Source organism: Phytopseudomonas straminea (assembly GCF_900112645.1).
GTDB classification, from domain to species: domain Bacteria; phylum Pseudomonadota; class Gammaproteobacteria; order Pseudomonadales; family Pseudomonadaceae; genus Aquipseudomonas; species Aquipseudomonas straminea.
The window spans coordinates 93493-118983 of record NZ_FOMO01000009.1; the positions used below are offsets into that span (position 1 = coordinate 93493).

Consider the following 25491-nt stretch of genomic DNA (forward strand, 5'->3'; position numbering starts at 1 on the left):
GAGCTCCGATGATCCATCCCCTGCATGCCGAGCTCGGCTGCCTGCAGATCGAACGCGTCGTTGTCGATAGCCAGGCCGCGCATATCCGTCTGCGCGATGGCCAGCAGTTTGCCCTCAAGCTCGACGGTTATCTGCGCCTCGACCGCCTTTCGGCCGCGCAGCGTGACGACGTGCGGCTGGAGGGCGGTGGTTTCGTCGCCAGTTGGCGGCATCATGACGCGGGGCTGTGCGACAGCATCGACCTAGCCTGGGATGAGCTGCAGGATCAGGCCCTGAAGCGCCTGCACGCAGCCGGCTGGGACCTGCAAACCATCAGCCAGCGCGATCGGCAGTTGGTGGTGCTGTGGCGCTTGCAGGCCGACTATTACAACGGCGGCCTGATGCAGTTCTTCGCCAACTGGGGCATGCCGACCTTCGAGTTGGCACAGCAGGTGCTTACCCTGATCGGCTTGCCGGCTGCCTGCCAGGCACTGCGTGATCTGTATGCGGTATTCGCTCGCCTGGAGGATGAACCCGAGGAGATCGAGCTGTGGAGCATCTGCAGTTGGCTCGACGAGGCGGAGAACGCCCGCATCGACGAGTTGGACGATGGCTTCGATGCGTTGATCGCCGACCTGCCGATTCGTGCGCTGCATCACTTCCTGATCATCGACACCGAGCGACCGCCGGCCAATTAGCCGGAACCTCCCCACCCCACTGGGTTCCTTACTGAACATTCGTAAGGAGGCGACCCGCCATGGCGCTCAGTGAAAAACACAAGATGCTCACCGGCGAACTCTACCTGGCCAGTGACCCGGAGCTGCAGGCCGACAGCGCCGCGACCATGGCCTGGCTGGCGCGCTACAACGCCAAACTGGGGTTGTCCCAGGCCGAGCGCAATCAGGTGCTGGGCGAGCGTCTGGCGGCGGTCGGCAGGGGAGTGGTGGTGCGCTCGCCGTTTCATTGCGACTACGGCTTCAACATCAGCCTGGGTGACGGCGTGTTCATCAACTTCAACTGTGTGATTCTCGACGTGGTGGCGGTGAGCATCGGTGACAAGACGCAGATTGGCCCGGGCGTGCAGATCCTCACCGCCGACCATCCGCGCGATCCGGGTGAACGTGAGTCCGGCCTGGAATTCGGGCGGCCGGTGAACATCGGTCGCAACGTGTGGATTGGCGCCGGGGCGCTGATCCTGCCAGGCGTGACGGTGGGCGACGATGCGCTGATCGGTGCGGGCAGCGTGGTGACCCGCGATGTTCCGGCTGGCGCCAAGGTGGCGGGGAATCCGGCGCGGGTGCTGGATTGAGCGGATGAACGACGGGGTCGCGGGTCATAACGATTTTTTGATTTGGTTATAAATAAATCATTATTTATTCTTTTTAATATTTTCTGTTCCTCAGCATAGTGAGCACCACGCAACGACTCACCTGAGGAGCACAGCCATGAGCATCCGTCTGGGCGATATCGCCCCCGACTTCGAGCAGGATTCCAGTGAAGGCCCCATTCGTTTTCACGAGTGGCTGGGCAATCAGTGGGGCATTCTGTTCTCCCACCCGGCCGACTTCACCCCGGTGTGCACCACCGAGCTGGGCTTCACCGCCAAGCTGAAGGACGAGTTCGCCAAGCGCAACGTCAAGGCCATCGCCCTGTCCGTCGATCCGGTCGATTCGCACCTCAAATGGATCGACGACATCAACGAGACCCAGAATACCGCGGTCAACTTCCCGATCCTCGCCGATGCCGACCGTAAGGTGTCCGAGCTCTACGACCTGATCCACCCCAATGCCAACGACACCCTGACGGTGCGCTCGCTGTTCGTCATCGACCCGAACAAGAAGGTGCGCCTGACCATCACCTACCCGGCGAGCACCGGGCGCAACTTCCATGAAATCCTGCGGGTGATCGATTCGCTGCAGCTCACCGACAGCCACAAGGTAGCCACGCCCGCCAACTGGCAGGACGGTGACGAGGTGGTAATCGTGCCGTCGCTCAAGGACGAGAACGAGATCAAGCAGCGCTTCCCCAAAGGCTATCGCGCCGTGAAGCCTTACCTGCGCCTCACCCCGCAGCCCAACAAGTAAGGACGTCTCATGCTGGTGGTTTTTCTGGGCGGCAGCCCGAGCCTGCGGTCGCGTTCCAATGTGTTGCTGGGCAAGGCCAGGCAGTGGCTGCAGGCCCATGGTGTCGAGGTGGTGACCTATCAGGTGCGCGACTTCGAGGCCGAGGACCTGCTGTTTGCCCGCTTCGATAGCCCGCTTATTCAAGGCTTGCAAGCCCATGTGGCAGCGGCTGACGGGCTGGTGGTGGCGACGCCGGTATACAAGGCGTCGTTCTCCGGGGCCCTGAAAACCCTGCTCGATGTACTGCCCGAACGCGCGTTGCATCACAAGGTGGTGCTGCCGGTGGCTACCGGCGGCAGCAATGCGCACATGCTGGCGGTGGATTACGCCCTGAAGCCGGTGCTGTCCGCGCTCAAGGCCCAGGAAGTGCTGCACGGCGTATTCGCCGATGACAGCCAGATCAGTTACACCGAGGACGGTGGCGACTTGGCGCCGGCCCTGGAGCAGCGTCTGGACGACGCCTTGCAACACCTGATTCAGGCGCTCAATCGCCGGCCCCAGCCCATCGAGCCGGGCCTGTTGAACGAGCGGCTGCTCAGTGGGCGCTGGAGCGCCTGACGCGAGTCAACCTACAAATCCCAGGCAGTTCGCTGCCGCCCCACCTTACTAGCCCGTCAACGAGGCAGCAGGTGGCCACACACTCAATGCAGAGGAGAGCGCCATGCGCACTGTCACCCTGCGTCGGAGTCTGGTCGCCTTGTTTGCCGCGGCCATTTACTTCGGCGCCATCACCCAAGCCCAGGCCGAGACACTGCGTATCGGTTATCAGAAGTACGGCACGCTGGTGTTGCTCAAGGCCAACGGCGCGCTGGAAAAGCGCCTGGCGGCCAAGGGCATTGACGTCAAATGGACCGAGTTCCCCGGCGGCCCGCAACTGCTCGAAGGCCTGAACGTCGGCTCGGTGGACTTCGGCACTACCGGCGAAACGCCACCGGTATTCGCCCAGGCCGCCGGCGCCGATCTGCTCTACGTGGCCTTCGAGCCGCCAGCGCCGACCAGCGAAGCCATCCTGGTGCCGAAAGATTCGCCGATCAAATCGGTCGCCGACCTCAAGGGCAAGAAGGTCGTGCTCAACAAGGGTTCCAACGTGCACTACCTGCTGGTGCGCGCACTGGAAGACGCCGGCCTGAAATACAGCGACATTCAGCCGGTGTACCTGCCGCCTGCCGATGCCCGCGCCGCGTTCGAGCGTGGCAGCGTCGATGCCTGGGTCATCTGGGATCCCTTCCAGGCCGCTGCCGAGCAGCAACTGCAGGCACGCACCCTGATCGACGGCAAGGGCCTGGTGAGCAACCACCAGTTCTATCTGGCGACCCGCCCTTATGCCGAGCAGCACCCGGAAGTGATCGAAGTGCTGGTCGAGGAAATCCGCGCCATCGGCGAGTGGGTCAAGGCCAATAACGACGCGGCTACAGCCCAGGTCGCGCCGCTGCTCGGTCTGTCTGCGGACATCACCCGCCTGGCGGTGCAGCGGCAAAGCTACGGCGCGCAGCTGATCACCCCGCAGGTGGTCGAGGCCCAGCAGAAGATCGCCGACACCTTCACGGCGCTCAAGCTGATCCCCAAGAAGCTGAACATCAGCGACGTGATCTGGCATGCGCCGGCCACCAAGGTCGCCAAGCAATAAATTCTCGCCCCCGCCGATTGGGCGGGGGCATCGCGATTTCCAAGGAGACCACTCCATGAGCCTCAACATCTTCTGGTTCCTGCCCACCCACGGCGATGGCCACTACCTCGGTACCTCGCAAGGGGCCCGCGCCGTTGACCACGGCTACCTGCAGCAGATCGCCCAGGCGGCGGATCGCCTCGGTTTCGGCGGCGTGCTGATTCCCACCGGGCGTTCCTGCGAGGATTCCTGGCTGGTTGCGGCGTCGCTGATTCCGGTGACTCAGCGGCTTAAATTCCTCGTTGCCCTGCGCCCGGGCATCATTTCGCCAACCGTGGCCGCGCGCCAGGCGGCCACGCTGGATCGTCTGTCCGGCGGCCGCGCGCTGTTCAACCTGGTGACCGGTGGTGACCCGGATGAGCTGGCTGGCGACGGCCTCAACTTGTCCCACGCCGAACGTTACGAGGCCTCCGTCGAATTCACCCGCATCTGGCGCCGCGTGCTGGAAGGCGAAGTGGTCGATTACGACGGCAAACACATTCAGGTGAAGGGCGCCAAGTTGCTCTATCCACCCGTCCAGCAACCGCGCCCGCCGCTGTATTTCGGCGGCTCCTCGGAGGCTGCGCAGGATCTCGCTGCCGAGCAGGTCGAGCTGTACCTGACCTGGGGCGAACCGCCAGCCGCGGTGGCCGAGAAGATCGCTGCGGTACGCAAAAAGGCTGCGGCCCAGGGGCGCGAAGTGCGCTTTGGCATTCGCCTTCACGTGATCGTGCGGGAAACCAACGAAGAGGCCTGGAAGGCTGCCGACAAGCTGATCGCCCATGTCGACGACGACACCATCGCCCGCGCCCAGGCCTCCCTGGCGCGCTTCGACTCGGTCGGCCAGCAGCGCATGGCCGCCCTGCACGGTGGAAGCAAGGACAACTTGGAAGTGTCGCCAAACCTCTGGGCCGGCGTTGGTCTGGTGCGTGGCGGTGCCGGTACCGCACTGGTCGGTGACGGCCCGACGGTCGCCGAACGGGTCAAGGAATACGCCGCGCTGGGCATCGATACCTTCATCTTCTCCGGTTATCCACACCTCGAAGAATCCTATCGCGTTGCCGAGTTGCTGTTCCCCCATCTGGAGGTGAACCGCCCGGCGCTGCCGGAAGGCGCCAACTACGTGAGCCCGTTCGGTGAAATGGTCGCCAACGACATTCTGCCCAAGGCGGCTTCGGCCAGTTGAGACACGGCCGGGCCGGATGCCCGGCCCCGCGATGATTTCGAGGTACGCAATGAGCAAAACATCTTCTAGCAGCTTGGCCCTGCGCCTGGCGCCCTGGGCACTACCGGTGGCGCTGCTGGTCGCCTGGCAGGGCTCGGTGGCCCTGGGGCTGTTATCCACACGCATTTTGCCGGCGCCGAGCGCGGTGTTCGAAGCCGGCTGGCAGCTGTTGTCCAGCGGCGAAATCTGGACCCACCTGGCGATCAGCGGCTGGCGCGCCGGTGTCGGTTTCGCCATTGGCGGCGGCATCGGCCTGGCGCTGGGTTTCATCACCGGCCTGTCGACCTGGGGCGAACGGCTGATCGACAGCTCGGTGCAGATGATCCGCAACGTGCCGCACCTGGCGCTGATTCCTCTGGTGATCCTGTGGTTCGGCATCGACGAGAGCGCGAAGATTTTCCTGGTCGCCCTCGGCACCCTGTTCCCGATTTACCTGAACACCTACCACGGCATCCGCAACGTCGACCCAGCGCTGGTGGAAATGGCGCGCAGCTATGGCCTGTCCGGCTTCGCGCTGTTCCGTCAGGTGATCCTGCCCGGCGCGCTGCCGTCGATTCTGGTCGGTGTGCGTTTCGCTCTCGGCCTGATGTGGCTGACCCTGATCGTCGCTGAGACCATTTCCGCCAGCAGCGGTATCGGTTACCTGGCGATGAACGCCCGCGAATTCCTGCAGACCGACGTGGTGGTGCTGGCCATTCTGCTCTACGCCGTGCTCGGCAAGCTGGCCGACGTCGCTGCACGCGGCCTCGAACGTGCCTGGTTGCGCTGGCACCCGGCTTATCAGGGAGCGGCTGCGAAATGAATGCGCCACTGAATGCTTTACACAACCTCAAGCGAGGCACGCCGCTGACCATTCGCGGCATCCAGAAATCCTTCGGTGAGCGCCAGGTGCTCAGGGATATCGACTTGCGTATCCCATCCGGTCAGTTCGTCGCCGTGGTCGGTCGCAGTGGTTGCGGCAAGAGTACCTTGCTGCGTCTGCTCGCCGGGCTCGACGCGCCCACGGGCGGTGAACTGCTGGCCGGCAACGGGCCGTTGGCAGCGACCCGCGATGATACCCGACTGATGTTCCAGGAGGCGCGGCTGCTGCCCTGGAAGCGGGTGATCGACAACGTCGGCCTCGGTCTCACGGGTGACTGGCGGCCCAAGGCTCAGCAGGTGCTCGAAGCAGTGGGCCTGGCCGATCGTGCCAACGAGTGGCCGGCGTCCCTGTCCGGTGGCCAGAAACAACGTGTCGCCCTGGCCCGCGCGCTGATCCACGAGCCGCGCCTGCTGTTGCTCGATGAACCTCTCGGCGCCCTGGATGCGCTGACCCGTATCGAGATGCAGCAACTGATCGAAAGCCTGTGGCAGCAGCACGGCTTCACCGTGTTGCTGGTCACCCACGATGTCAGCGAGGCGGTAGCCACCGCGGACCGGGTGATCCTCATCGAGGACGGCGAGATCGGCCTCGACATCGAAGTGAATCTGCCACGCCCACGCAACCGCGGCTCCGCTCACTTGGCGGCCCTGGAAGCCGACGTGCTCAACCGCGTGCTGCAGATACCGGCGCTGCCTGCCGAACCCGACCCGGTTTCACCCCTGCCGACCCAGCTGCGCTGGGCGCTCTAACCCTGACTTGAAGCCCGTTGTGGGCACTTCACGACCCCTGGAGATTCAGCCATGACCATCAAAGCCATCAACGTTCGCAACCAGTTCAAAGGCACCATCAAGGAAATCGTCGAAGGCGACGTGCTGTCGGAAATCGACGTGCAGACCGCCGCCGGCATCGTCACCTCGGTGATCACCACCCGTTCCGTGCGCGAGCTGGAACTGGGGGTGGGCAGCGAAGTGATCGCCTTCGTGAAGTCCACCGAAGTGTCGATCGCCAAGCTCTGATTGCTGACGCGCCTTACGAAACGATTTGTGGGAGCGGGCCATGCCCGCGAAAAATCCTGCCCACTCCGCGCTTCCACAAGCTGACTGCGAATGGACCGCGCATTAAAAAGGCCGGCATAAATGCCGGCCTTCCTCATCTCTACTGCCGAATCCCTACCGCTCTTCGCGCAGCTTGGCCATCTGTCGTTCCAGCAGTGCCGGATACGGATCGAGCAGGCGCTCGACGCAGCTGGCGCCTTCGGGGCTGGCGATGGCGCGGATGCGTGCGCGCTGGCGCAGGGTGGCGTCTTCGCCGACGCGGCGCTCGACCAGCAGCAGGTTGCGGCTGTGCTGCGACAGCGCCAGGGCATCTTGGGCGGTTTCGCTGAGCAGCAGGTCGCCCTGACTCAGGCCCTGCAGGCCTTCGCCCAGGGTCAGGCCCAGTTGCAGGTGCAGGGTGATGCCGCTGTCGGCCACCTCGATCTGCAGGGCGTGGCCAAGGGCGCGCAGCAGTTCGCCGCAGCAAATGGCATGGGTCAGGTAATCGTTCCCGTTGGCCTCGTGATGGAACAGCATCAGGCTGCTGCCATCGTTGAGGGTGTGCAGCTCGGCCTTGTAGAGCGTCGCCACCTTATCCAGGCAGCCGCGATAGCTTTCCAGCAGTTCCATCAGGCGCGAACGCGGCAGGCGACGCAGCTGCTCTTGGGCGCCCAGTTGCACGGCCAGCACAGCGCTTTTTCGCGGTGCCTTCGGCGCACTCACGGCCGGGCTGTCTTCGTCGTCATAGAGGTCGGCGAAGGCATCGTCGTCGTGCTCGTCACGGCGGCGGCTTGGCGGGTCGTAGTCGTCATCGCTGTCAAAGCGGCTGTCGCGCAGGTCACGCATCGCGAAGCTCGGGGCAGGGCGCTCGTCACGCTGATTGCGGTCGTCCTCGTGCTCGTCGTCGAGGAAGTCCTCGCCCAGCTCATCCAGGTCGTCGAATTCCGGCTCGGGCTCAGGTTCCGGCTTCTCCGGCGCCAGGCGCGCCTGTAGCTGGCGCGCCAGGTCGCCGATCTCGTCCTGGCGGTTGCCACCTGGGGCATAGTCGTCCGGGTCACGTAGCCACACGCGCATCTGCATCAATGGTGTGGAAATCTGCCGGCCCAGACGCAGGCTAAGCGACAGGGTCAAGGCCAGCAAAATCAGGCTAAGAATGCCCATGCTCTGCAGGCTGATGGTCATCGGCTGCTCGAACTGCTGCATGTCCAGGCTGATGCGCAGCTGTCCGGCCATTACCTCCTGGAAGGTGATCGGCGTCGAATACAGGCCTTCGGTTTCACCCAGCATGTTCTTGCTCGGCCGGGTGCCGGCTTCGGCGAGGATGCGGTTGTCCACGCTGTAGATGGCTGCGTGGGCCACCAGCGGGTTCTTCACCAGGTTATTGAGCAGCACGTTGAGGCTGAGGATGTCGTTGGACACCAGCAGCTCGGTGGCCGAAGCGGCCGTCTGGGTGGTCAGGCTGCTGCCCAGCGCTTCGGCCTGCTGCTGCATGGCCTGCTTGAACTGCATGCCGATCACCCAGGCATAGATCACCAGCGCCATGGCCACCAGCAGCAGGCTGTGGCTGACGATGCGCAATGCCAGCGGCACGCGACGTTGGCGCAGTGCACGGAAGAGCAGGAGGAAGAAGTTGTCGGGCTTTACGGGGGCGGGCCGGTTCACAGAGCTCGGCTCTCGTTGACTGGAAGTGGCGCGCAGTATAGCGAGCGGCCCGCACAGGGCAAAGCGCCGCGCGTGCCGGCAGAGGCCTGAAATGGTTAGAATGTGCGTTTTTTCACCGGCCCTGCTGCACATTGCCGTTCGGCAGACCGTTCATAGTCCTGCGAGCCCCGGAGTACGCCTTGCGCCCAATCGTCCTGATCAACGTTACCGGTGAAGATCGGCCCGACCTCACGGCTGCTGTTACCGGCGTGCTGGCCCAGGCTGGCGTTACCGTTATCGATATCGCCCAGTCCGCCGTGCACGGTGTCTCGTCGCTGAGCATCCTGGTGGAAGTGGCTGATGCTGCGGCGCTGAACGAGGCCGTGCTGGCCGCGGCCCAGACGCTGGGTCAGCAGGTGCATTTCACGGAGCTCGATGCCGCCGACTATCGGCGTTGGGTCGAGGGGCAGGGCAGCCAGCGCCATATCGTCACCCTGCTGAGCCGTCAGGTCAGCGCCGCGCAGCTGCAGCGCGTCACCGCGCTGAGCGCCGAGCAGGGCCTGCGTATCGAGCGTATCGAGCGCCTGTCCCTGCCAGTAGTACCGGGCGCCCAGCCGGGCAACGCCTGCATCGAGTTCTCCCTGTGTGGCGAGCCGAGTGATGCCGCGGCACTGCGTACCGAGTTCCTGCGCGCGGCTGACGAACTGAACATGGACATCGCCTTCCAGGCCGATTCGCTGCAGCGCCGTCACCGCCGCCTGGCGGTGTTCGACATGGACTCGACGCTGATCGAGGCCGAGGTGATCGACGAGCTGGCCAAGGCCGCCGGCATCGGCGACAAGGTCTCGGCCATCACCGAGCGGGCCATGCGCGGCGAGCTGGATTTCCGCGCCAGCTTCAAGGAGCGCCTGGCGCTGCTCAAGGGCCTGGATGTCGGCGTGCTGGACGAGATCGGTGCCTCGCTGCGCCTGACCGAGGGCGCCGAGCGGCTGTTCGCTGAGCTCAAGCGCCTGGGCTACAAGACCGCCATCCTGTCCGGCGGCTTCACCTACTTCGCCAAGCAGCTGCAGGCCAAGCTGGGTATCGACTACGTATTCGCCAATGAGCTGGCGGTGGTCGACGGTAAGGTCACCGGCGTCGCCGTCGAGCCGATCGTTGACGCCCAGCGCAAGGCTGATCTGCTCCGTGAGCTGGCGCAGAAGGAAGGCCTGCAGCTGGAGCAGACCATCGCCGTGGGCGATGGTGCCAACGACCTGCCGATGCTGGCCATCGCTGGCCTGGGTGTGGCCTTCCGCGCCAAACCGCTGGTCAAGCAATCGGCCAAGCAGGCGATCTCGACCCTTGGGTTGGATGGCGTTTTGTATCTGCTGGGTGTGCACGAGCGCGATCTGCAGCGCTAAGAACCTTTCACGATCTTTGTGCGAATAAAGCGGCAACTACAAGGCCAGAGCAGCCGCTCGCCACTTTGGCTCTTTAATGTTTTTCCTGCACGGCAATAACAGGCGACACCAATCGCCCCTTCAGGAGGCCGAATGGAATCGTTGTGCTGGGGACGAGCCGCATGGATGCGGCGAGAGGCCTGATGGGCATGGATGGCCCTTCCAGGCCGGCCCCGGAACGACGATGAAATGAGGGAACCCCAGCGAAGCTGGGACCGGATGTCGGGGCTAGACCTTTTGGTTACTTTTGGCGGGGCCGGCCATCCGGGCAATGCCAAAAGAAACCCGCTCGTCAGAGCGGAGCCGAGCTTACAGGCAATACGGTAATGCTGGCGGACTCATTCTGGGAGCGGGCGGGGACGACCCCCGTGATTTTTTCGCGGGCATGGCCCGCTCCCACAGGTAATCACCAGGCGCGGGGCAGCCGTGCTGCTCCGCCGATCAATCGTCCGACGAGAAGTTGTAGTCCATCGACTGACTCGGGCCCTGCAGGTAGTAGCCCTGAATATAGTTGGTGCCCGCCTGCCACAGCGTAGCCAGCACGCTGGCCGACTCCACGAACGGCACGATGGTCAGCTTGGCCTGGCTGTGCAGGTTGGCCAGCATGGTTTTCAGCGCTTCCTGATTGGCCGGGTCGGTCAGCTCCTTGGTGAAGGAACCGTCCACCTTGACGAAGTCCACCGGTAGGTGGCGCAGGGTGTTGAACGGGTTCAGGGCGCAGCCGAACTGGCTGAGCGCGATATGACAATGCAGGTCCTTGAGCCCTTGGGCCAGGGCCTTGGCCTGCTTGAGGTAGGTGACCGCATCCGGTTCGCTGAACTGGAACACCAGCGCATCGGAAGGCAGGCGGGCGGCCTTCAGCGCCACGCTGAGCCACGGCAGCAGGGTCGGGTCCTGCAGGCTGGCGCTGGACAGGTGCACGAACAGGCGCGTGGCGTGGCCCTTGGAACGGTGATCGGCAAGCAGCTTGATCGAGCTGAGAATCACCCAGCGGTCGATCTTCTCGCCCATACCCGACTCCCTGGCCACGGCCAGGAATTCATGGGGCGGCACTTCCTGCCCGGACGGACTGAGCAGGCGCAGCAGTACCTCGTAGTGCTCGTGCTCGTCGCCACGCAAGCTGATCACCGGCTGGAACAGCAGGCGGAAGCTGTTCTGCTCCAGTGCCTGCTGGACCATGGCCACCACGCTGCCGCGGCTGGCGGCAGCCGCCAGTTCCTCGGCCGGGTCGAACAGCTTGAGGGTGCCTGGCTCATTCAACTGGTCTGCGCAGCGCTGGGCACGGTCGATGACCTCACCCGCCTTGGGCGTGGTGTCGTTGAGGCCGGCGACGCCGATGGACAGCGTGGTCTGCGCGGTACGGCCGTTGATATCGAACAGGTGGGTTTCGGCTTTCTTAAGCAGTACCTCGAGCTGCGGACGCTGTTGCTGCGGCGACAGGCCGGTCTGCAGCACGGCGAACACATCGTCACCAAAGCGCGCCAGCTGGGCATCCTTGGGGAAATGGGTGCGCAGCAGGGTGGCCAGGTCGGTGAGCAGCAGGTCGATGGCGCCCAAGCCCATTTCGGCGAGCAGGGTTGCATAGCGGTCGACACGAATGTACGCCAGGCTGGCCGGCTGTTCGTTGTGGACGGCGCGGTGCGCGGCCTGATCCATCAGCTCGAGGAAGTGGCTGCGGTTGTATAGGCCAGTGACTAGGTCCAGGCTGCTGATTTCGCGTAGCTTCTCTTCCAGCTCGGCGTTGGCGGTCTCGGCGCGGATTACTACCTGGATGCACGGCTCGCCATCGTAGGCCGCTGGCGACAGGCTGATGCGCGCCGGGAAGCTGCTGTCGTTGGTGCGCACGCCAGCGCAGGCCAGTTCCTGGCCGTCCACCTGCTGGTGGTTCTTCAGGAAATCCTTGAACGCGCCTTGGTCGCTGGCACCGATCAGGTCGATCATCGGCAGGCCTTCGAGCTCCTCGGCGTCATCGAAGCCGAACAGTTCCAGATAGGCACGGTTGGCGTAGATGTGCATGCCGTCGTGAACGTAGGCGATGGCGTCGACCGAGCTGTCGAGCAGTAACTGGCAGCGTTTCTCGGCCTCGCGCAGGGCCACTTCTGCGGCGCGGCGGGCGCGGCGTTCCTCGAGGTTTACCAGTTCGCGGCGGGCCACCAGCACCAGGCGCTCGTCCTCGCCTTGTGGCAGGGCGTCCTGGGCGCCGAGCATCAGCGCTTCGGTGACGCTGTCCGGCTCGTTGTCGGCCAGCAGCAGAATGACCGGAATGTCCTTACCCTGATGACGAATGCTGGACAGCGCTTCGTGCGGGTCGAGGTTGTCACTGTTCGGCGAGCAGATCAGCAAATCCCAGTTTTGCTTGAGGGCATCGAGCAGGTCTTCGCTGGAGGTCAGACGATGGACGCGGGTGGCATTACCAGCATTGCGGAACAGACTGACGAGACGCTCGGCCTCGTTCTGCGAGTCTTCGAGAATCAGCAGGCGGATGGTTTTCTTTTCGATGGCCATTAGCGAAGTCGAATCTGCGATAAGACAGCAGAAAAAGAGCGGGAATTAAGGGGTTTCCGGCAATCTACAGCGACTTCCAGAGTGAGTCAAAGTCTTCCTCCCCGGCTGGGCGCTGGGTGCTGGAGGCTGTGACGGAGGTCGCGTGATCCGCCGCTTTTTGCTCCAGATCGTGGTACTCGAACTGGCTGAAACTGCCTGTGCTGAGCTGTTTCTGGCTGAGCACGGCACGGCGTTCCTTGCCGTTGATATTGATCAGCACCTTGCTGCCTTCCTGGAACGGCAGGCGTGGAGTGATCAGCGTAGCCGGGCGGGAGATGGCGGCGATTTCCGGAAGCAGCAGCGCGCGCAGGTATTGGCTGTTCTGCTCGGCCTTGCGTACCAGCTGCAGACCACAGGACTGTGCGTGGGGCGCGATCAGCTCGATGCCCATCTGCGTGCCGCCGCCGCGCACCTGGCGGATCCAGCGCACCACGGCAACGCTCCAGCCCTGCTGCGGGTTATCGCGGATACCAAGGATCTCGCCAGCCTGCAGTTGGGTCGGCACTTCCTTGGGCCACGACAGGCAATAGCCACCAGGGCTATGGTTGACGATAGCCAACAGGAAGGTTGGGAAGCTTTCGCCGCCATCAGCCTGGGTTTCCAGCTCCTGGGCAGGTTTGGGATATTCGATTTCCTCGAAGGAAAGGCCGTTTTCCCATTCGTTACGCCGTGCATCCGGGGCGTTGGCCCACACATCGGGCTCTCCGCTACGCGGCTTGAACGAGGCGGCGGTGTCGACCTGCTGCTTGAGTATCTCGCTGAACACGCGGCCATTGGCCAGGTAATAGTTCAGTGCACTCATGCCGATGCAGAGGGTCATGCTGCCGGTACCCTGGGTGCGTTGGAAGGTTCGCTCGGAGATGTCGCCCCAGGCCGCTGCTGCATGTTGCAGCATGTCGATGGTGAAACCATCGGGTACCGTCAGGCGAGAGCGCGCGCGATCCTCGGGCAGCAGTTCCAGATGATCCTTGATCGCATCGACCAGTGGCGTCGGGTCGATCCCCAGCGCGCCCTGCAATTCGCTTGGCTGGAACAGCGAGGTGTAGCGCGGCGGGCCGTCCAGCTGTGGCGCCACGGCGAAGATGCTGCTCGGCTGGCTGCCAGCCTGCAAATTGACCAGCGGGCTCCAGGCCTCCAGTGCTTCGGCGAGGCGGGCAATGGCGCTCTGGCGCATCTGGTTGCAACGCGAGCAGCCAATCAGCAAGGCGACTATATAGCCCTGCTCGACGCTCAGCCCCTGGGTGTGGCGTGCCAGTGGGTCGCGGATCACCACCTTGTGCAGCTCGTGGCGACGGGCGATCAGGTAGATCTGATGCAGCTCCAGCCACAGGCCCTCAGGCACCGGGCAGTACAGTTGGCTGGTGCGAATCAGCGGGCCGTTGAGGCTATGCACCGCCCGCTGCAGCGCCGTACCGAGCAGCGCGTTGCGCTCACGGTTGGGCTGCGCAGCCAGGCGCGAAATGATCAGTTTGTAACCGATGGCCAGGTGGTTTTGCAGCGCCTGGCAGAGGTTGGCGACCTTGCGCGGGCGCTCGTCGAGGACGATGGCCTGGTTGAGGAAGTGGCGTTCCAGATGCTGGCAGACGAAATACACTTCCGGGCGTAGCAGCTCGAGCAATTGCAGGCGGTTGTCAGAAGGTGTCAGCAGTTGGTTGAGCTCGATCAGCGCCTGGTAGAGCTGGCGGGCCGTTTCGCCGATGTTGGCCTTGGGCAGGCCGGCGATCCAGCGTTTCAGGTCGCGTGGCGTGGCGTCGCAGAAAGTCAGGCCCTGCTTGGTCGGCGTCGGGACGCGGAGCAAAAGGTGGGGGCTCTGTTTATCCATCTAGCTTCGTTACTCCAGCGCCAGCATTCGATCGACTGATTGGTCAGGTTTAGCGACTCTAGCAGCATCTTGCCATCGTCGCAGCCTTTGCGGCGCCGCGGGCCAGGCCTGCGCGGCGTGCCATCTGGTCATTGGCCGAGCAGTTGGCCCATGCGTACCGGGCTGTTGGCGCCCAGTTCGTCAGCCCATTTGACCTGCTCGGGGCCAAACAGCACGATAGCCGTGGAGCCCAGTTTGAAGCGGCCCAGCTCAGCGCCTTTCTCCAGGTTGACCGGCCCGCGGGCTGCCTCATCGTAGCGCACGGTTTTCAGCTCACGCTTGGGTGGGGTGATCAGTCCGGCCCATACGGTTTCGATAGAGGCGACGATCATTGCGCCGACCAGCACCACGGCCATCGGCCCGCGCTCGGTATCGAACAGGCACACCACACGCTCGTTGCGGGCGAACAGCTCGGGCACGTTTTCCGCGGTGGTCTGGTTCACCGAGAACAGCCGGCCCGGCACGTAGATCATCTCGCGCAGGGTGCCGGCCAGCGGCATGTGCACGCGGTGGTAGTCCTTGGGCGACAGGTACACGGTGGCGAAGTCGCCGCCCATGAAGGGCGCGGCGCGCTCGCTGTCACCACCCAGCAGTTCGGTCACGCTGTAGCTGTGGCCCTTGGCCTGGAATACCCGGCCATGCTCGATGCGGCCCAGCTGGCTGATCGCCCCGTCGGCCGGGCACAGCACCGCGCCGGGGGTATTATCCAGCGGCCGGGCGCCTTCCTTCAGTGCGCGGGTGAAGAAGGCGTTGAAGTGTTCGTAGGCGTTGAGGTCTTCGACCTGCGCTTCGCTCATGTCGACCTGGTACTGCTTGGCGAACCAGCCGATCAGACGGTTCTTGAACCAGGCAGCGCGGCACTGCGCGGCGCAGCCGATCAGGCGCGACAGCAGGTGGTGCGGTATCAGGTGCTGGCTTAGGATAAACAGGCGTTCTTTCATCTTTATTCCTTGGCTGCTCGGCTGTGCAGGCCGGGCACGGTAAGTGGACAGTCAGATCGGCTTCAACGTTCGACTGGTGTATCGGTCAGGTTGCCCCACTCGCCCCAGGAGCCGGCATAAGCCTTGACCCGCGGGTAGCCCAGCGCCTTGGCGACCAGGTAGGTGAAGCCGGAGCGGCGATGGCTCTGGCAGTGGGTGATGATTTCCTTGTCGGCGCTCAGCCCGCGCTGCTCGAGCTGTTCGGCGATGTCCTGGCGGATGCGCAGGGCACGGGCCGGATCCATGCCCGCCGTCCACTCGAAGTGGATGGCGCCGGGAATATGCCCGCCGCGAGCGGCCTGCACTTTCTCGCCGCGGTATTCTTCGGCCGAGCGTGCATCCCAGATGGCCAGGTCGTCGGCGCCCAGGCGGGATTTCAGGTAATCCGCGCTGGCAGTAGGCGCATCGCTGAGGGTCAGCGACACCGGCGTGTGCTTTGGCGCAGGCACATCCTGGCTCAGCGGCAGGCCTTCGGCTTGCCAGGCCGTCAGGCCGCCATTGAGGAAGTGGTAGCGCGAGTGGCCGATCACATCCAGCAGCCAGATGAAACGGCCGGCCCAGCCGCCACCCTCGTCGTCATACACCACATAGGTGGCCTGTGGGTGATGGCCGAGTTCGCTGAACAGCTGCTCGAGCTGCGCCTTTTCCGGTAGCAGGCCGGGAGCCGATGGAGGGCTGGCCTGGGTGCGTTTGCCGTCGACGAAGCGGGCGCCCGGGATATGCCCGGTTAGGTAGCGTTGCTGGTTGCTCAGGTCGACCAGAATCAGCTCGGGGGCATCCAGGTGTGCGGCGAGGTCTACCGGCTCGATGACCAGCGGCAAATTGTCGAAGGCTGTCATACAGGCCTCGTTGGCTGAGTTAAGCGGGCGATTGTAGCGCAGAAGAATACCGCGAAGCGGCGGCGCTCAGCGCTTACGTTTGCTGAAGGTGTCCAGCGCGCGCTCGATGCACTGCGCGGTCTTGGTGAAGGCCTGCACGCTGGTGTCACTGATCGGCTGGCCGCCCTGGTCGGCAAACAGCAGCATCACCACCCGCTCGTTGCTGGCCAGCGAGCGGATCAGCAGGTGTTCGCTAGGCAGCAAGGCTTTCAGGTCGCCTGGCAGCAGGGCAGAGAATTGCGCCATGTTGGCTGGCGTCAGGCGCAGTTGTGCGGGCTTTTCCAGCAGCCGACGCAGCACCTGGCTCTGCGCCGGATGGAGGGTCAGGCCGCCAGCGCTGGCCGTCACCCCAGCGTGCTGCTGCACCTGCAGACGGCTGTGGTTGCGGTCGGCCAGCAGCATCACCACCCGCGACAACCCAGTGGCCTGCAGCGCCTGGCGAGCGCAGGTGGTGAGCTGCTGGACGTTGCTGAAGGCTGAAGGCTGGGCCAGCAGTTGGCTGCACAGCTGCCGCCAATCGATCGCTTGAGGTGACGGGGCAGGCGCCGGCACTGGCTTTGGCTGGAAGTGGCGTGCATCCCAGGGCCACAGCAGCGCCTCGGCGGGGTGCCAGAGGCCGACGGTATCCAGTTGCCGGGCGCTGTGCGCGGCGTTCTGGTGGATCTGCTGCTGCAGCTCGGTCAGTGGTAGCTGCAGGTACAGGCAATTGAGTCCGTGCCAGCGTCGGGTGTGGGGGCCGTTCCAGGCGTTGTGTGCCGACACCGCGATCACATTGGCTAGCAGAATGCTGTTGGCCGGCTGGGTGAGCCAGCGCTGCAGCGTTGGGTTGGCGTCCAGTGCCTGCTGCTGGCGCAGCGGCTCATCGTTGCGTCGGGCAATGTGCAGGGCTCTGCCCAGTAGGCGGCGATCATCAATCAGCAAGCGATAGCCCTGAGAGATCCACGCCGGCAGGCGCCAGCGCTCGGCCAGCGCCAGGCACAGCGCGAACAACGGTATGCCGAGCATGTCGCGTTCGACCTTTACGGGCTGCTCGCCGTCTATCAGTACACGCCGTTCCCAGGCCTCGAACAGGTGGGGGTGAGCGGCCAGCAAGACCCAGACTGGCGATAGGAATAGCAGGCTGCCCCAGTGAATTTCCTGCCACAGACGCGCCAGGCGCGCGGCGAACAGGCCATTGGCCTGGAAAGCGGCGTGCTGGCTGATTAGCTGGATCTGCCGTAGTGGAGCTGGAATATCGGCAAGCGGCCGGGCGGGCAAGCGGGCCAGAAGCTCTTCGGCGCGCTTCAAGCCCAGGCGGGTCAGGGCAGTCTCCAGGCTTTCCGCTGCCTCACCCAGGGCGCTGCCCTTGCTGTTGGCCTCGCGCAGCACGCTGAGCACCAGTGCCGGGCTGTCCTGCATCAGGTCGGCGATCTCACGCAGCGAGCGGCGGCTGTCGGCCAATGCGCGGCGTACCTGCAGGTGATGATCGGCCGCGATGGGCAGCAGCTGACCGTCCAGCTGCTTGAGCCAGGCATCGAGGGTGCGCGGTAACGGCGTGCTTGCGACCATGGGGGTGTGCCAAAATGGCTTTTTTTAGACTTAACTGACTATAGTCTGGCGCATCTCTTCCGATAAATAGAAGGGGATTCGCGCGGTCGCCCTTTCTTATTCACCTGATCAAGTTTTTTCTATGGCCAAAATCATCGGCATCATCGTTGTATTCGCTTGCGTGTTCGGCGGCTTCGTCGCGTCGGGCGGTCATCTCATGGCCCTGGTGCACCCTTTCGAAGTGCTGATCATCGGCGGTGCGGCGCTGGGCGCCTTCCTGCAGGCCAACCCGGGCAGCATGTTCATGACTGTCTTCAAGAAGTCGTTGAAGATGTTCAAGTCGCGCTTCACCCACGATTACTACCTGGAAGTGCTGCGCCTGCTCTATGAAATTCTCAACAAGGCGCGCCGCGAGGGGATGATGGCTATCGAAGCCGACCTCGAAGACCCGGCGGCGAGCCCGATCTTCAGCAAGTACCCGGCGGTGCTGGGCGATGAGCGCATGGTCGCGTTCATCTGCGATTACCTGCGCATCATGTCCTCGGGCAACATGGCGCCCCACGAGCTCGAAGGCCTGTTCGACATGGAACTGGTCGGCCTCAAGGAGGAACTCGAGCACCCGGCCCACGCGGTGGCGAAGATCGCCGACGGCATGCCGGCGATGGGTATCGTCGCCGCGGTACTGGGTATCGTGATCACCATGTCGATTCTCGCCGAGGCGGACAACGCGCAGATCGGTGAGAAGGTCGGTACCGCGCTGGTCGGTACCTTCCTCGGTATTCTCGCCTCCTACGGCTTCTTCGGCCCGCTCTCCGCGGCGCTCGAGCACGACGCCAAGGAAGAGCTGAACGTCTACGAGGCCATCAAGGCCGGCCTGGTCGCCTCGGCGTCCGGCATGCCGCCGTCGCTGGCCGTCGAGTTCTCGCGCAAGACCCTGTATCCGGCGCACCGCCCGAGCTTCAGTGAGCTTGAGCAGGCCATGCGCGGGAACTAAGCACCATGGAAAACAACCAGCCGATCATCGTCAAGCGGGTCAAGAAGGTTGCCGGCGGCCACCATGGTGGCGCCTGGAAGATCGCCTTTGCCGACTTCGCCACGGCGATGATGGCTTTCTTCATGGTGATGTGGCTGATGTCCTCGGCCACCCCCGAGCAGAAGAAACTGATCTCCGGTTACTTCAAGGACCCCATCGGTTTCTCCGAGAGCGCCAGCCCCTATGTGATCGACCTCGGCGGCTCGCCGACCCCGTCGCCGGACCGCACCCTCAACGAACAACCCCAGGAGGCCCCGGGGGACGAAGCGAAGGCCGATCCCAAGGATCCCGCCGAGCTGGACGCCGAGCAGGCCGAAGCCAAGGCCGAGGAAGTCGAGCGCGAGCGCCTGGAGCTGCTGCTGCAGGAGCTGCAGACCAAGGTCGAGCAGGACCCGCAGCTGCAGCGTTTCAAGGATCAGATCCTGTTCGAGATCACCCAGGACGGCCTGCGCATCCAGATCGTCGATGCCGAGAATCGGCCAATGTTCGCCCTCGGCAGCGCGCAGCTGCAGCCGTACTTCGAGGACATCCTGTTCGCCCTCACAGACACCATAAAGACGGTGCCCAACAAGATCAGCATCAGCGGCCATACTGACGCCAAGCCGTTTGCCGGCGCTGGCGGCTTCGGCAACTGGGAGCTGTCGGCCAACCGCGCCAATGCGGCGCGGCGCGTGTTGATCGCGGCGGGCTACGACGATGCCCAGGTGGCGCGCGTGGTCGGCTATGCCTCGTCGGCGCTGTTCGACCGCAACGATCCGTTCAACCCGGTGAACCGGCGCATCGATATCGTGGTGCTGACCAAGAAGGCACAGCGCAACATCGAAGGCGAGCAGGGCGGTGGCGCGCTTGCGCCGGATCCCGCGTCGGGTTCGCCTTTCGGCGATGCGGGTGCGGGCTCAAGCGCGGCGCCTGCAGCCGAGCCGCTTTCCAGTGATCAGGTGCGCGAGAAGCTGAACATATTCGAAGATGGCACGTTGAAGATGGATCAGCCCAAGGAGTGATCGGCTCGCACACCAACGTGTGCGGAGCGGATCAATACTCGGGTTCCGGCAAACTGGCCAGAATGTGCCGGTAGCTGTTCATCCGCTGCGGCTGAATCCGCCCATCTTCCAGCGCCTTGAGCAGGGCGCAGCCGGGCTCGCGGTCATGCTTGCAGTCGCGGAAGCGGCAATGGCCGAGCAGGTCGGCGAACTCGATAAAGCCCGCCTCCACATCGTCACGGCTGACATGGCCGAGGCCGAACTCACGAATACCCGGTGAGTCGATCAGCTGGCCGCCGCCGGGGAAGTGGAACAGGCGCGCGGTCGTAGTGGTGTGGGTGCCCTTGCCGGTCAGCTCCGACAGCGCGCCGACGCGGGTGTCGACGCCCGGCAGCAGGCTGTTGACCAGCGACGACTTGCCGACGCCCGACTGGCCCACGAAGACGCTGATGTTGCCGTCGAGCTGCTTCTTGAGCTGCTCCATGCCATCGCCTTCCAGCGCCGAGACTTCCAGCAGCGGATAACCCAGCTGGCGATAGACGCCGAGCAGTGCGTTCAGCGCGGTTTCGTTTTGTGCATCGATCAGGTCCGCCTTGTTGAGCAGCAGCAGCGGGCGAATGCCGGCATGTTCGGCGGCCACCAGATAGCGGTCGATCAGGTTGGCGTGGGGCTCGGGCAGCGGCGCAAAAACGATGACGATCAGGTCGACGTTGGCCGCGACCGGCTTCAACTGGCCACGGGTGTCCGGTCGGCACAGCTCGGTGTCGCGCGGCAGCTGGGCGACGATCACGCCGATGCCCTGGTTGCCCGGGCGCCACACCACACGGTCGCCAGTGACCAGCGTCGGCAGGTTGGCGCGCAAGTGGCAGCGGAACACCTGGCCGCTCAGCTCGCCGTCGGTGGCTTCGACTTCCACCTGCACGCCGAAGTGGGCGATCACCAGGCCGGTCTGCTCCGGGCCCAGATCGCCGCCTTCCAGGGTTTCCACCACGCGGGATTCGCGCTTGGCGGCGCGTGCGGCGCGCTCGCCCTGGATCTTTTCGATGCGCCAGTTTTGCCGGCGGTTGAGTTGGCGTTTGGCCATGGGGCTTCCGAGTTGTGCTGCGCTTGAAATGGCTCGGATTCTAGCACGCCTGATGGCGCGACAATTTGTCGAGGCCGGCGCTAGACTGGCCACCCGTCTTTCTACGAGCCTCAACGGCATGGCTGCTTCCTACCGCGCGCTGCATCGCCTGGGTGAACGTTATCCGGCCCTCCTGGCCCTGTTGATCCAGTTGGTGGTCACCCTAGTCATGGGCGTGGCGATCATTGCTGCGGCCCGGCTGTTCGACTGGCGCGCGAGCCCCTTGGTCGCCGGTTTGCTGCACGGCCTGCTTTGCGCCTGCCTGGCTCGCTGGCTGGGCCTGTCGCGCTGGTGGTGGTGGCTGAATCTGCTGTTCGTGCCGAGTTTGCTGCTGGCCAGTGGTGCGCCGCTGCCGTCCTGGCTGTTTCTGCTCGGCTTTCTGTTATTACTGATGCTCAACTGGAACAGCTTCGGCGAGCGCGTGCCGCTTTACCTGACCGGCGCCGGTACCCGGCATGAACTGGCTCGCCTGCTCGAAGCCCGCGGCCAGCGTTTCAGCTTCGTCGATCTGGGCTGCGGCCCGGCCGGCACCTTGCTGTGGCTGGCGCGGCGTTTTCCCCAGGCACAGTTCACCGGCGTGGAAACTGCGCCGCTGTCCTTTGCAATTGCCTGGTTGCGCTGCCTCGGCCGGCGCAACTGCCGGATTCGTTATCAGAACCTGTGGCGCACCGAGTTGAGCGCCATCGACGTCGCCTACTGCTTTCTCTCACCTGCGCCGATGCCTGCGCTTTGGGACAAGGCCCACACCGAGTTGCCGAAAGGTGCCTGGCTGATCAGCAATACCTTCGAGATTCCCGGCGTGGCGCCGCAGCGCGTGGTCGAGCTCAAGGACTGGCGCGATTCACGCCTGCTGCTCTGGGAGATTGGCTAGAATGACGAACCCAAAGAGGAGCGCAGCATGCAGAACCCACAGAATCTGATCTGGATCGACCTGGAAATGACCGGTCTCGATCCCGAAACGGACGTCATCATCGAGATGGCGACCATCGTCACCGATACCGAACTCAACGTGCTGGCCGAAGGCCCGGTGATCGCCGTGCACCAGAGCGACGAGCGCCTCGCGGCGATGGACGAGTGGAACACGCGCACCCACGGCGAGAGCGGGCTGACCCAGCGCGTGCGCGACAGCAAGGTCAGCCAGGCCGAGGCCGAGGCGCAGACCATCGCCTTCCTGGAAAAGTGGGTGCCGAAAGGCAAGTCGCCGATCTGCGGCAACAGCATTGGCCAGGATCGTCGCTTTCTCTACAAGTACATGCCGGCGCTGGAAGCCTACTTCCACTACCGCTACCTGGATGTGTCGACCCTCAAGATTCTTGCCGAGCGCTGGGCGCCCGGCGTCAAGGAAGGCTTTGTGAAAACCGGCACGCACCAGGCGCTGGACGACATCCGCGAGTCCATCGCCGAGCTCAAGTACTACCGCCAGCACCTGCTCAGGGTGTGAAGGCTGCAATTCCGTAGCCCGGGTTAGCCATAGGCGTAACCCGGGGAGATTCCTGGGTTTCGCTGCGCTCGATCCAGGCTACGGTATTGGATCAGCTCTGGCGCTGGGCGTGCTGCTCCAGTGCCCAGCGCACATGCTCGCGCACCAGCTCCGACGGATACTCGCGGCGGGCCTCCAGTGCTTCCAGTACCGGGATGCTCGACGGCGCGTTGCCCAGGCCGACGGCCAGGTTACGCAGCCAGCGCTCGTAACCGGCGCGGCGCAGGGGTGAGCCTTCGGTACGGCTAAGAAACTCCTCCTCGCTCCAGCGAAACAGCTCGGCCAGCTCGGCATTGTCGAGGCTGTGCCGCGGCTGGAAATCACTCTGCTCGGTAGGTTTGGCGAAGCGGTTCCAGGGGCAGACCATCTGGCAGTCGTCGCAGCCGAACACGCGATTGCCGATGGGCGCGCGCAGCTCTTCCGGGATCGGCCCCTTGAGCTCGATGGTCAGGTAGGAAATGCAGCGCCGGGCATCGAGCACGTAGGGGCCGACGAAGGCGGCGGTCGGGCAGATGTCCAGGCAGGCGCTGCAGCGCCCGCAGTGTTCGCTGCCGTGGGGCGCATCCTCGGGCAGCGGGATGTCGACGAACAGCTCGCCGAGAAAGAAGTAACTGCCAGCCTTGCGATTGAGCACCAGGGTGTTCTTGCCGATCCAGCCCAGGCCGGATTGTTCGGCGATGGCCTTCTCCAGCACTGGCGCGCTGTCGACGAAGGCGCGGTAACCGAACGGCCCGATGGCCTGCTGGATACGCTCGGCCAGCTGCTGCAGACGTTTGCGGATCAGCTTGTGGTAATCGCGGCCCAGAGCGTAGCGCGACACGTAGGCTTTTTCCGGCTCCTGCAGGCGCTGGGCCATCTGCGTATCGCCGGGCAGGTAGTCCATACGCAGCGACACCACGCGCAGGGTGCCGGGCACCAGCTCGTCGGGATGTGAACGTTTGCGGCCATGCGCGGCCATATAGTCCATCTCGCCCTGGTAGCCGGCATCCAGCCAGCGCTGCAGGTGGGCCTCGTGCTCGCCCAACTCCAGGCCGCTGATGCCCACCTGCTGGAAGCCCAGTTCACGGCCCCAGTCCTTGATGGACTGGGCGAGGCTGGCGAGGTCGGGGGCGGCGTCGGTCATGCTGGGCGGGAATCTGCAGTAGGCGGCGTATAATTCTGCCAGACATCGGAGCTCAGGCATGCGGCATTCATCAGACGATCTTCCCCTCGCGCTCTATAGCGCCGCCCAGGTGCGGGCGCTGGATGCGGCGTTGATCGCTGCCGGCACGCCAGGTTTCGAGTTGATGCAGCGCGCGGCCCACATCATCTGGCGGGCGCTGCGCCGTGAGTGGCCGGAGGTCGGCGCGGTAACCATTCTGACCGGTCACGGCAACAATGCGGGCGACGGCTACCTGGTCGCGGCCCTGGCCCGGCGTGCCGGGTGGCAGGTGCGGGTGCTGGCCGTCAGCGAGCCGCAGCGTTTGCAGGGCGATGCCGCGCTGGCCCGTGACGAGGCCTGCGCTGCCGGTGTCGAGATACTGAATTGGCAGGCGGATTCCGAGCCTCGGGGTGTGCTGGTCGATGCGCTGCTCGGCACTGGTTTGGCGGGCGAGGTGCGCGAACCTTATTCATTGGCTGTCGACTGGATCAACCGCAGTGGCCAGCCGGTGCTGGCAGTGGATATTCCATCCGGCATCTGTGCGGACAGCGGCCAGGTGCTTGGGCAGGCGGTCACGGCGCACCTGACCGTCACCCTGATTGGCTTGAAGATCGGCCTGTTCGTCGGCCAGGTGCTCGATCATGTCGGCCGCCTGGTATTCGATGATCTGCAGGCTGACGCCGAGATCGTGGCCGGTCAGCCATCCGTAGCGCATCGCCTGGCTGGCGAGATGTTGCCAAGGGTTGCCCCTCGTCAGCCGACCACCCATAAAGGCCAGCTGGGCCACTTGCTGGTGGTTGGCGGTGATCAAGGCACCGGCGGTGCGGCGCTGCTGTCGGCGCAGAGCGCGCTGCGCGGCGGTGCCGGCATGGTGTCCCTGGCCACTCGCGCGGAGCATATCGGCGCCGCGCAAACGCGCCTGCCCGAGGTGATGAGTCTGGCGGTCGCTTCGGCCAATCAATTAAACGTGTTGGCAGGCAAGATCACCGTGTGGGTGGTCGGGCCTGGGCTCGGGCAGGGCGCCTGGGGCCGCAGTCTGCTGTCGGCAGCCGCTGCCGCTAGTGGCGTTCAGGTATGGGATGCCGACGCGCTCAACCTGCTGGCCACAGATAATGTGCGCATCGTCCCCGGCAGCGTGATCACTCCGCACCCCGGCGAGGCGGCGCGCCTGTTGGGTATCTCCACGGCTGAGCTGCAGGCCGATCGCCCGGCTGCGGCCAGGGCGTTGGCCCGGCGTTACGACGTAGTTTGTGTGCTCAAGGGGGCCGGCACGCTGGTTGCCGATCCGGCTGGTCGCCTGCTGGTGTGTGATCGCGGCGATCCGGTGATGGCTGGCGCCGGGCTGGGCGATGTGCTGGCCGGTCTGATCGGCGCGCTGATTGCCCAGGGCTGCAGTACGTGGCAGGCAGCGGCCCTAGGCGTGTGGGTGCATGCCTGCGCCGGTGAGTCACTGGCCCATAAAGGAAATGGTCTGGCGGCCAGCGATCTGTGCGACGCTATCCGTCATTTGTTACAGGAGCGAGCCGCTTGTCGGAATTAGAACTGTTCGCCGCCGATGAGGACGCCATGCTGGCGCTCGGCGCGCGTATCGCTGCGGCCACTGGAGGGCGTGGCGTGATTTACCTGGAAGGTGATCTGGGTGCCGGCAAGACCACGCTGTCGCGCGGCATCCTGCAGGGCCTTGGTCACCGTGGCGCGGTGAAAAGCCCGACCTTCACCCTGGTCGAGCCCTACGAGATCGGCGAAGTCCGTGCCTTTCATTTCGACCTCTATCGCCTTGTCGATCCCGAGGAGCTGGAGTTTCTCGGCATTCGCGATTACTTCGAGGGCGACGCCCTGTGCCTGATCGAGTGGCCCCAGCGGGGTGCCGGCGTTTTGCCAAAGGCCGACCTGGACATTACCATTAGCCCGCGATCGGGTGGCCGGTCGCTGCTGCTTCGCAGTCATGGTGCGAAGGGTGAAAGCTGGTGTGCCGTTCTGGCACCCGGAGCATGAA

Annotated in this window: 24 protein-coding genes; 16 read left to right on the plus strand and 8 right to left on the minus strand. The window is 64.4% G+C overall.

What is annotated here, in order from left to right; genetic code table 11:
- Positions 1–8 precede the first annotated feature (8 nt).
- The 9 genes from BM279_RS19180 (at position 9) to BM279_RS19220 (ending at position 6850) form a co-directional block, all read left to right on the plus strand.
- Complete coding sequence (locus BM279_RS19180; RefSeq protein WP_093506396.1) at positions 9–677, plus strand: DMP19 family protein; 669 nt, start codon at positions 9–11, stop codon at positions 675–677.
- Positions 678–736: 59 nt separating this feature from the next.
- Positions 737–1288 (plus strand): sugar O-acetyltransferase, encoded by a 552-nt coding sequence (locus tag BM279_RS19185; RefSeq protein ID WP_093506398.1) that lies wholly within the window; start codon positions 737–739, stop codon positions 1286–1288.
- Positions 1289–1424: 136 nt separating this feature from the next.
- Positions 1425–2063, plus strand: a complete 639-nt coding sequence (locus BM279_RS19190; RefSeq protein ID WP_093506400.1) for a peroxiredoxin — start codon at positions 1425–1427, stop codon at positions 2061–2063.
- Between the two features lie 9 nt (positions 2064–2072).
- Complete coding sequence (ssuE, locus tag BM279_RS19195; protein ID WP_093506402.1) at positions 2073–2660, plus strand: NADPH-dependent FMN reductase; 588 nt, start codon at positions 2073–2075, stop codon at positions 2658–2660.
- A gap of 103 nt (positions 2661–2763) precedes the next feature.
- Positions 2764–3729, plus strand: a complete 966-nt coding sequence (locus BM279_RS19200) for a sulfonate ABC transporter substrate-binding protein (RefSeq protein ID WP_093506404.1) — start codon at positions 2764–2766, stop codon at positions 3727–3729.
- Between the two features lie 55 nt (positions 3730–3784).
- Entirely contained in the window at positions 3785–4933 is a 1149-nt protein-coding gene (gene ssuD / locus BM279_RS19205; RefSeq protein ID WP_093506406.1) for an FMNH2-dependent alkanesulfonate monooxygenase, read from the plus strand.
- Between the two features lie 49 nt (positions 4934–4982).
- A complete protein-coding gene (gene ssuC / locus BM279_RS19210) occupies positions 4983–5774 on the plus strand; it encodes an aliphatic sulfonate ABC transporter permease SsuC (RefSeq protein ID WP_093506408.1) in 792 nt (263 codons plus the stop codon).
- The gene (gene ssuB / locus BM279_RS19215) at positions 5771–6583 is read left to right on the plus strand and encodes an aliphatic sulfonates ABC transporter ATP-binding protein (RefSeq protein WP_093506410.1); all 813 of its coding nucleotides are present in this window, start codon (positions 5771–5773) and stop codon (positions 6581–6583) included. Before ssuC ends, ssuB begins: the two co-directional genes overlap by 4 nt.
- A 51-nt stretch (positions 6584–6634) precedes the next feature.
- The gene (locus tag BM279_RS19220; RefSeq protein WP_013793202.1) at positions 6635–6850 is read left to right on the plus strand and encodes a TOBE domain-containing protein; all 216 of its coding nucleotides are present in this window, start codon (positions 6635–6637) and stop codon (positions 6848–6850) included.
- A gap of 153 nt (positions 6851–7003) precedes the next feature.
- Here BM279_RS19220 and BM279_RS19225 read toward each other — a convergent pair whose 3' ends face one another.
- Positions 7004–8530, minus strand: a complete 1527-nt coding sequence (locus BM279_RS19225; protein WP_093506412.1) for an AhpA/YtjB family protein — start codon at positions 8528–8530, stop codon at positions 7004–7006.
- A 179-nt stretch (positions 8531–8709) separates the two neighbouring features.
- Here BM279_RS19225 and serB point away from each other — a divergent pair, with 179 nt between their 5' ends.
- Complete coding sequence (serB, locus tag BM279_RS19230) at positions 8710–9909, plus strand: phosphoserine phosphatase SerB (RefSeq protein ID WP_093506414.1); 1200 nt, start codon at positions 8710–8712, stop codon at positions 9907–9909.
- A 480-nt stretch (positions 9910–10389) separates the two neighbouring features.
- On the opposite strand, the gene BM279_RS19235 is transcribed toward serB, so the two are convergent.
- The 5 genes from BM279_RS19235 to BM279_RS19255 all read right to left on the minus strand — a co-directional run bounded on the left by BM279_RS19235 (position 10390) and on the right by BM279_RS19255 (position 17759).
- Positions 10390–12453, minus strand: a complete 2064-nt coding sequence (locus tag BM279_RS19235; protein ID WP_093506416.1) for an EAL domain-containing response regulator — start codon at positions 12451–12453, stop codon at positions 10390–10392.
- Positions 12454–12517: 64 nt separating this feature from the next.
- Positions 12518–14314 (minus strand): molecular chaperone, encoded by a 1797-nt coding sequence (locus tag BM279_RS19240; protein WP_093506418.1) that lies wholly within the window; start codon positions 14312–14314, stop codon positions 12518–12520.
- A 128-nt stretch (positions 14315–14442) separates the two neighbouring features.
- Entirely contained in the window at positions 14443–15294 is an 852-nt protein-coding gene (asd, locus tag BM279_RS19245; protein WP_093506420.1) for an archaetidylserine decarboxylase, read from the minus strand.
- A 62-nt stretch (positions 15295–15356) separates the two neighbouring features.
- Positions 15357–16172: a rhodanese-like domain-containing protein gene (locus BM279_RS19250; RefSeq protein ID WP_093506422.1), complete on the minus strand. Its 816-nt coding sequence runs from the start codon at positions 16170–16172 to the stop codon at positions 15357–15359.
- Between the two features lie 66 nt (positions 16173–16238).
- On the minus strand, positions 16239–17759 hold the full coding sequence (locus BM279_RS19255) for an HDOD domain-containing protein (protein WP_093506424.1): 1521 nt from the start codon (positions 17757–17759) through the stop codon (positions 16239–16241).
- A 121-nt stretch (positions 17760–17880) separates the two neighbouring features.
- Here BM279_RS19255 and motA point away from each other — a divergent pair, with 121 nt between their 5' ends.
- Positions 17881–18732 carry a flagellar motor stator protein MotA gene (gene motA, locus BM279_RS19260; protein ID WP_013793194.1) on the plus strand — a complete coding sequence of 284 codons (852 nt, stop codon included), beginning with the start codon at positions 17881–17883 and terminating at the stop codon, positions 18730–18732.
- 5 nt (positions 18733–18737) lie between these two features.
- Positions 18738–19772, plus strand: a complete 1035-nt coding sequence (gene motB, locus BM279_RS19265) for a flagellar motor protein MotB (RefSeq protein ID WP_093506426.1) — start codon at positions 18738–18740, stop codon at positions 19770–19772.
- 31 nt (positions 19773–19803) lie between these two features.
- Here the strand turns inward: motB and rsgA are convergent, their stop codons facing one another.
- Entirely contained in the window at positions 19804–20835 is a 1032-nt protein-coding gene (rsgA, locus tag BM279_RS19270; RefSeq protein WP_093506428.1) for a small ribosomal subunit biogenesis GTPase RsgA, read from the minus strand.
- A 118-nt stretch (positions 20836–20953) separates the two neighbouring features.
- Here rsgA and BM279_RS19275 point away from each other — a divergent pair, with 118 nt between their 5' ends.
- Positions 20954–21745 (plus strand): class I SAM-dependent methyltransferase, encoded by a 792-nt coding sequence (locus BM279_RS19275; protein ID WP_093506430.1) that lies wholly within the window; start codon positions 20954–20956, stop codon positions 21743–21745.
- A 27-nt stretch (positions 21746–21772) separates the two neighbouring features.
- Positions 21773–22315, plus strand: a complete 543-nt coding sequence (gene orn, locus BM279_RS19280; RefSeq protein WP_093506432.1) for an oligoribonuclease — start codon at positions 21773–21775, stop codon at positions 22313–22315.
- Between the two features lie 91 nt (positions 22316–22406).
- Here the strand turns inward: orn and queG are convergent, their stop codons facing one another.
- Positions 22407–23477: a tRNA epoxyqueuosine(34) reductase QueG gene (queG, locus tag BM279_RS19285; RefSeq protein WP_027903244.1), complete on the minus strand. Its 1071-nt coding sequence runs from the start codon at positions 23475–23477 to the stop codon at positions 22407–22409.
- A 58-nt stretch (positions 23478–23535) separates the two neighbouring features.
- On the opposite strand from queG, the gene BM279_RS19290 reads away from it, so the two are divergent.
- Both BM279_RS19290 and tsaE read left to right on the plus strand, forming a co-directional pair.
- Positions 23536–25035 (plus strand): NAD(P)H-hydrate dehydratase, encoded by a 1500-nt coding sequence (locus BM279_RS19290; RefSeq protein WP_093506434.1) that lies wholly within the window; start codon positions 23536–23538, stop codon positions 25033–25035.
- On the plus strand, positions 25023–25490 hold the full coding sequence (tsaE, locus tag BM279_RS19295; protein ID WP_027903242.1) for a tRNA (adenosine(37)-N6)-threonylcarbamoyltransferase complex ATPase subunit type 1 TsaE: 468 nt from the start codon (positions 25023–25025) through the stop codon (positions 25488–25490). Before BM279_RS19290 ends, tsaE begins: the two co-directional genes overlap by 13 nt.
- The last annotated feature ends 1 nt before the right edge of the window (position 25491 follow it).

Bases quoted from the DNA above. Each gene is read 5' to 3' on its own strand.
- ssuE (WP_093506402.1), top strand. From the start codon at position 2,073: ATGCTGGTGGTTTTTCTGGGCGGCAGCCCGAGCCTGCGGTCGCGTTCC.
- queG (WP_027903244.1), bottom strand. From the start codon at position 23,477: ATGACCGACGCCGCCCCCGACCTCGCCAGCCTCGCCCAGTCCATCAAG.
- ssuB (WP_093506410.1), top strand. From the start codon at position 5,771: ATGAATGCGCCACTGAATGCTTTACACAACCTCAAGCGAGGCACGCCG.
- ssuC (WP_093506408.1), top strand. From the start codon at position 4,983: ATGAGCAAAACATCTTCTAGCAGCTTGGCCCTGCGCCTGGCGCCCTGG.
- motB (WP_093506426.1), top strand. From the start codon at position 18,738: ATGGAAAACAACCAGCCGATCATCGTCAAGCGGGTCAAGAAGGTTGCC.
- BM279_RS19240 (WP_093506418.1), bottom strand. From the start codon at position 14,314: ATGGATAAACAGAGCCCCCACCTTTTGCTCCGCGTCCCGACGCCGACC.
- rsgA (WP_093506428.1), bottom strand. From the start codon at position 20,835: ATGGCCAAACGCCAACTCAACCGCCGGCAAAACTGGCGCATCGAAAAG.
- BM279_RS19185 (WP_093506398.1), top strand. From the start codon at position 737: ATGGCGCTCAGTGAAAAACACAAGATGCTCACCGGCGAACTCTACCTG.
- BM279_RS19200 (WP_093506404.1), top strand. From the start codon at position 2,764: ATGCGCACTGTCACCCTGCGTCGGAGTCTGGTCGCCTTGTTTGCCGCG.
- BM279_RS19290 (WP_093506434.1), top strand. From the start codon at position 23,536: ATGCGGCATTCATCAGACGATCTTCCCCTCGCGCTCTATAGCGCCGCC.
- orn (WP_093506432.1), top strand. From the start codon at position 21,773: ATGCAGAACCCACAGAATCTGATCTGGATCGACCTGGAAATGACCGGT.
- asd (WP_093506420.1), bottom strand. From the start codon at position 15,294: ATGAAAGAACGCCTGTTTATCCTAAGCCAGCACCTGATACCGCACCAC.
- BM279_RS19275 (WP_093506430.1), top strand. From the start codon at position 20,954: ATGGCTGCTTCCTACCGCGCGCTGCATCGCCTGGGTGAACGTTATCCG.
- BM279_RS19255 (WP_093506424.1), bottom strand. From the start codon at position 17,759: ATGGTCGCAAGCACGCCGTTACCGCGCACCCTCGATGCCTGGCTCAAG.
- BM279_RS19235 (WP_093506416.1), bottom strand. From the start codon at position 12,453: ATGGCCATCGAAAAGAAAACCATCCGCCTGCTGATTCTCGAAGACTCG.
- BM279_RS19180 (WP_093506396.1), top strand. From the start codon at position 9: ATGATCCATCCCCTGCATGCCGAGCTCGGCTGCCTGCAGATCGAACGC.
- BM279_RS19250 (WP_093506422.1), bottom strand. From the start codon at position 16,172: ATGACAGCCTTCGACAATTTGCCGCTGGTCATCGAGCCGGTAGACCTC.
- motA (WP_013793194.1), top strand. From the start codon at position 17,881: ATGGCCAAAATCATCGGCATCATCGTTGTATTCGCTTGCGTGTTCGGC.
- BM279_RS19190 (WP_093506400.1), top strand. From the start codon at position 1,425: ATGAGCATCCGTCTGGGCGATATCGCCCCCGACTTCGAGCAGGATTCC.
- BM279_RS19220 (WP_013793202.1), top strand. From the start codon at position 6,635: ATGACCATCAAAGCCATCAACGTTCGCAACCAGTTCAAAGGCACCATC.
- ssuD (WP_093506406.1), top strand. From the start codon at position 3,785: ATGAGCCTCAACATCTTCTGGTTCCTGCCCACCCACGGCGATGGCCAC.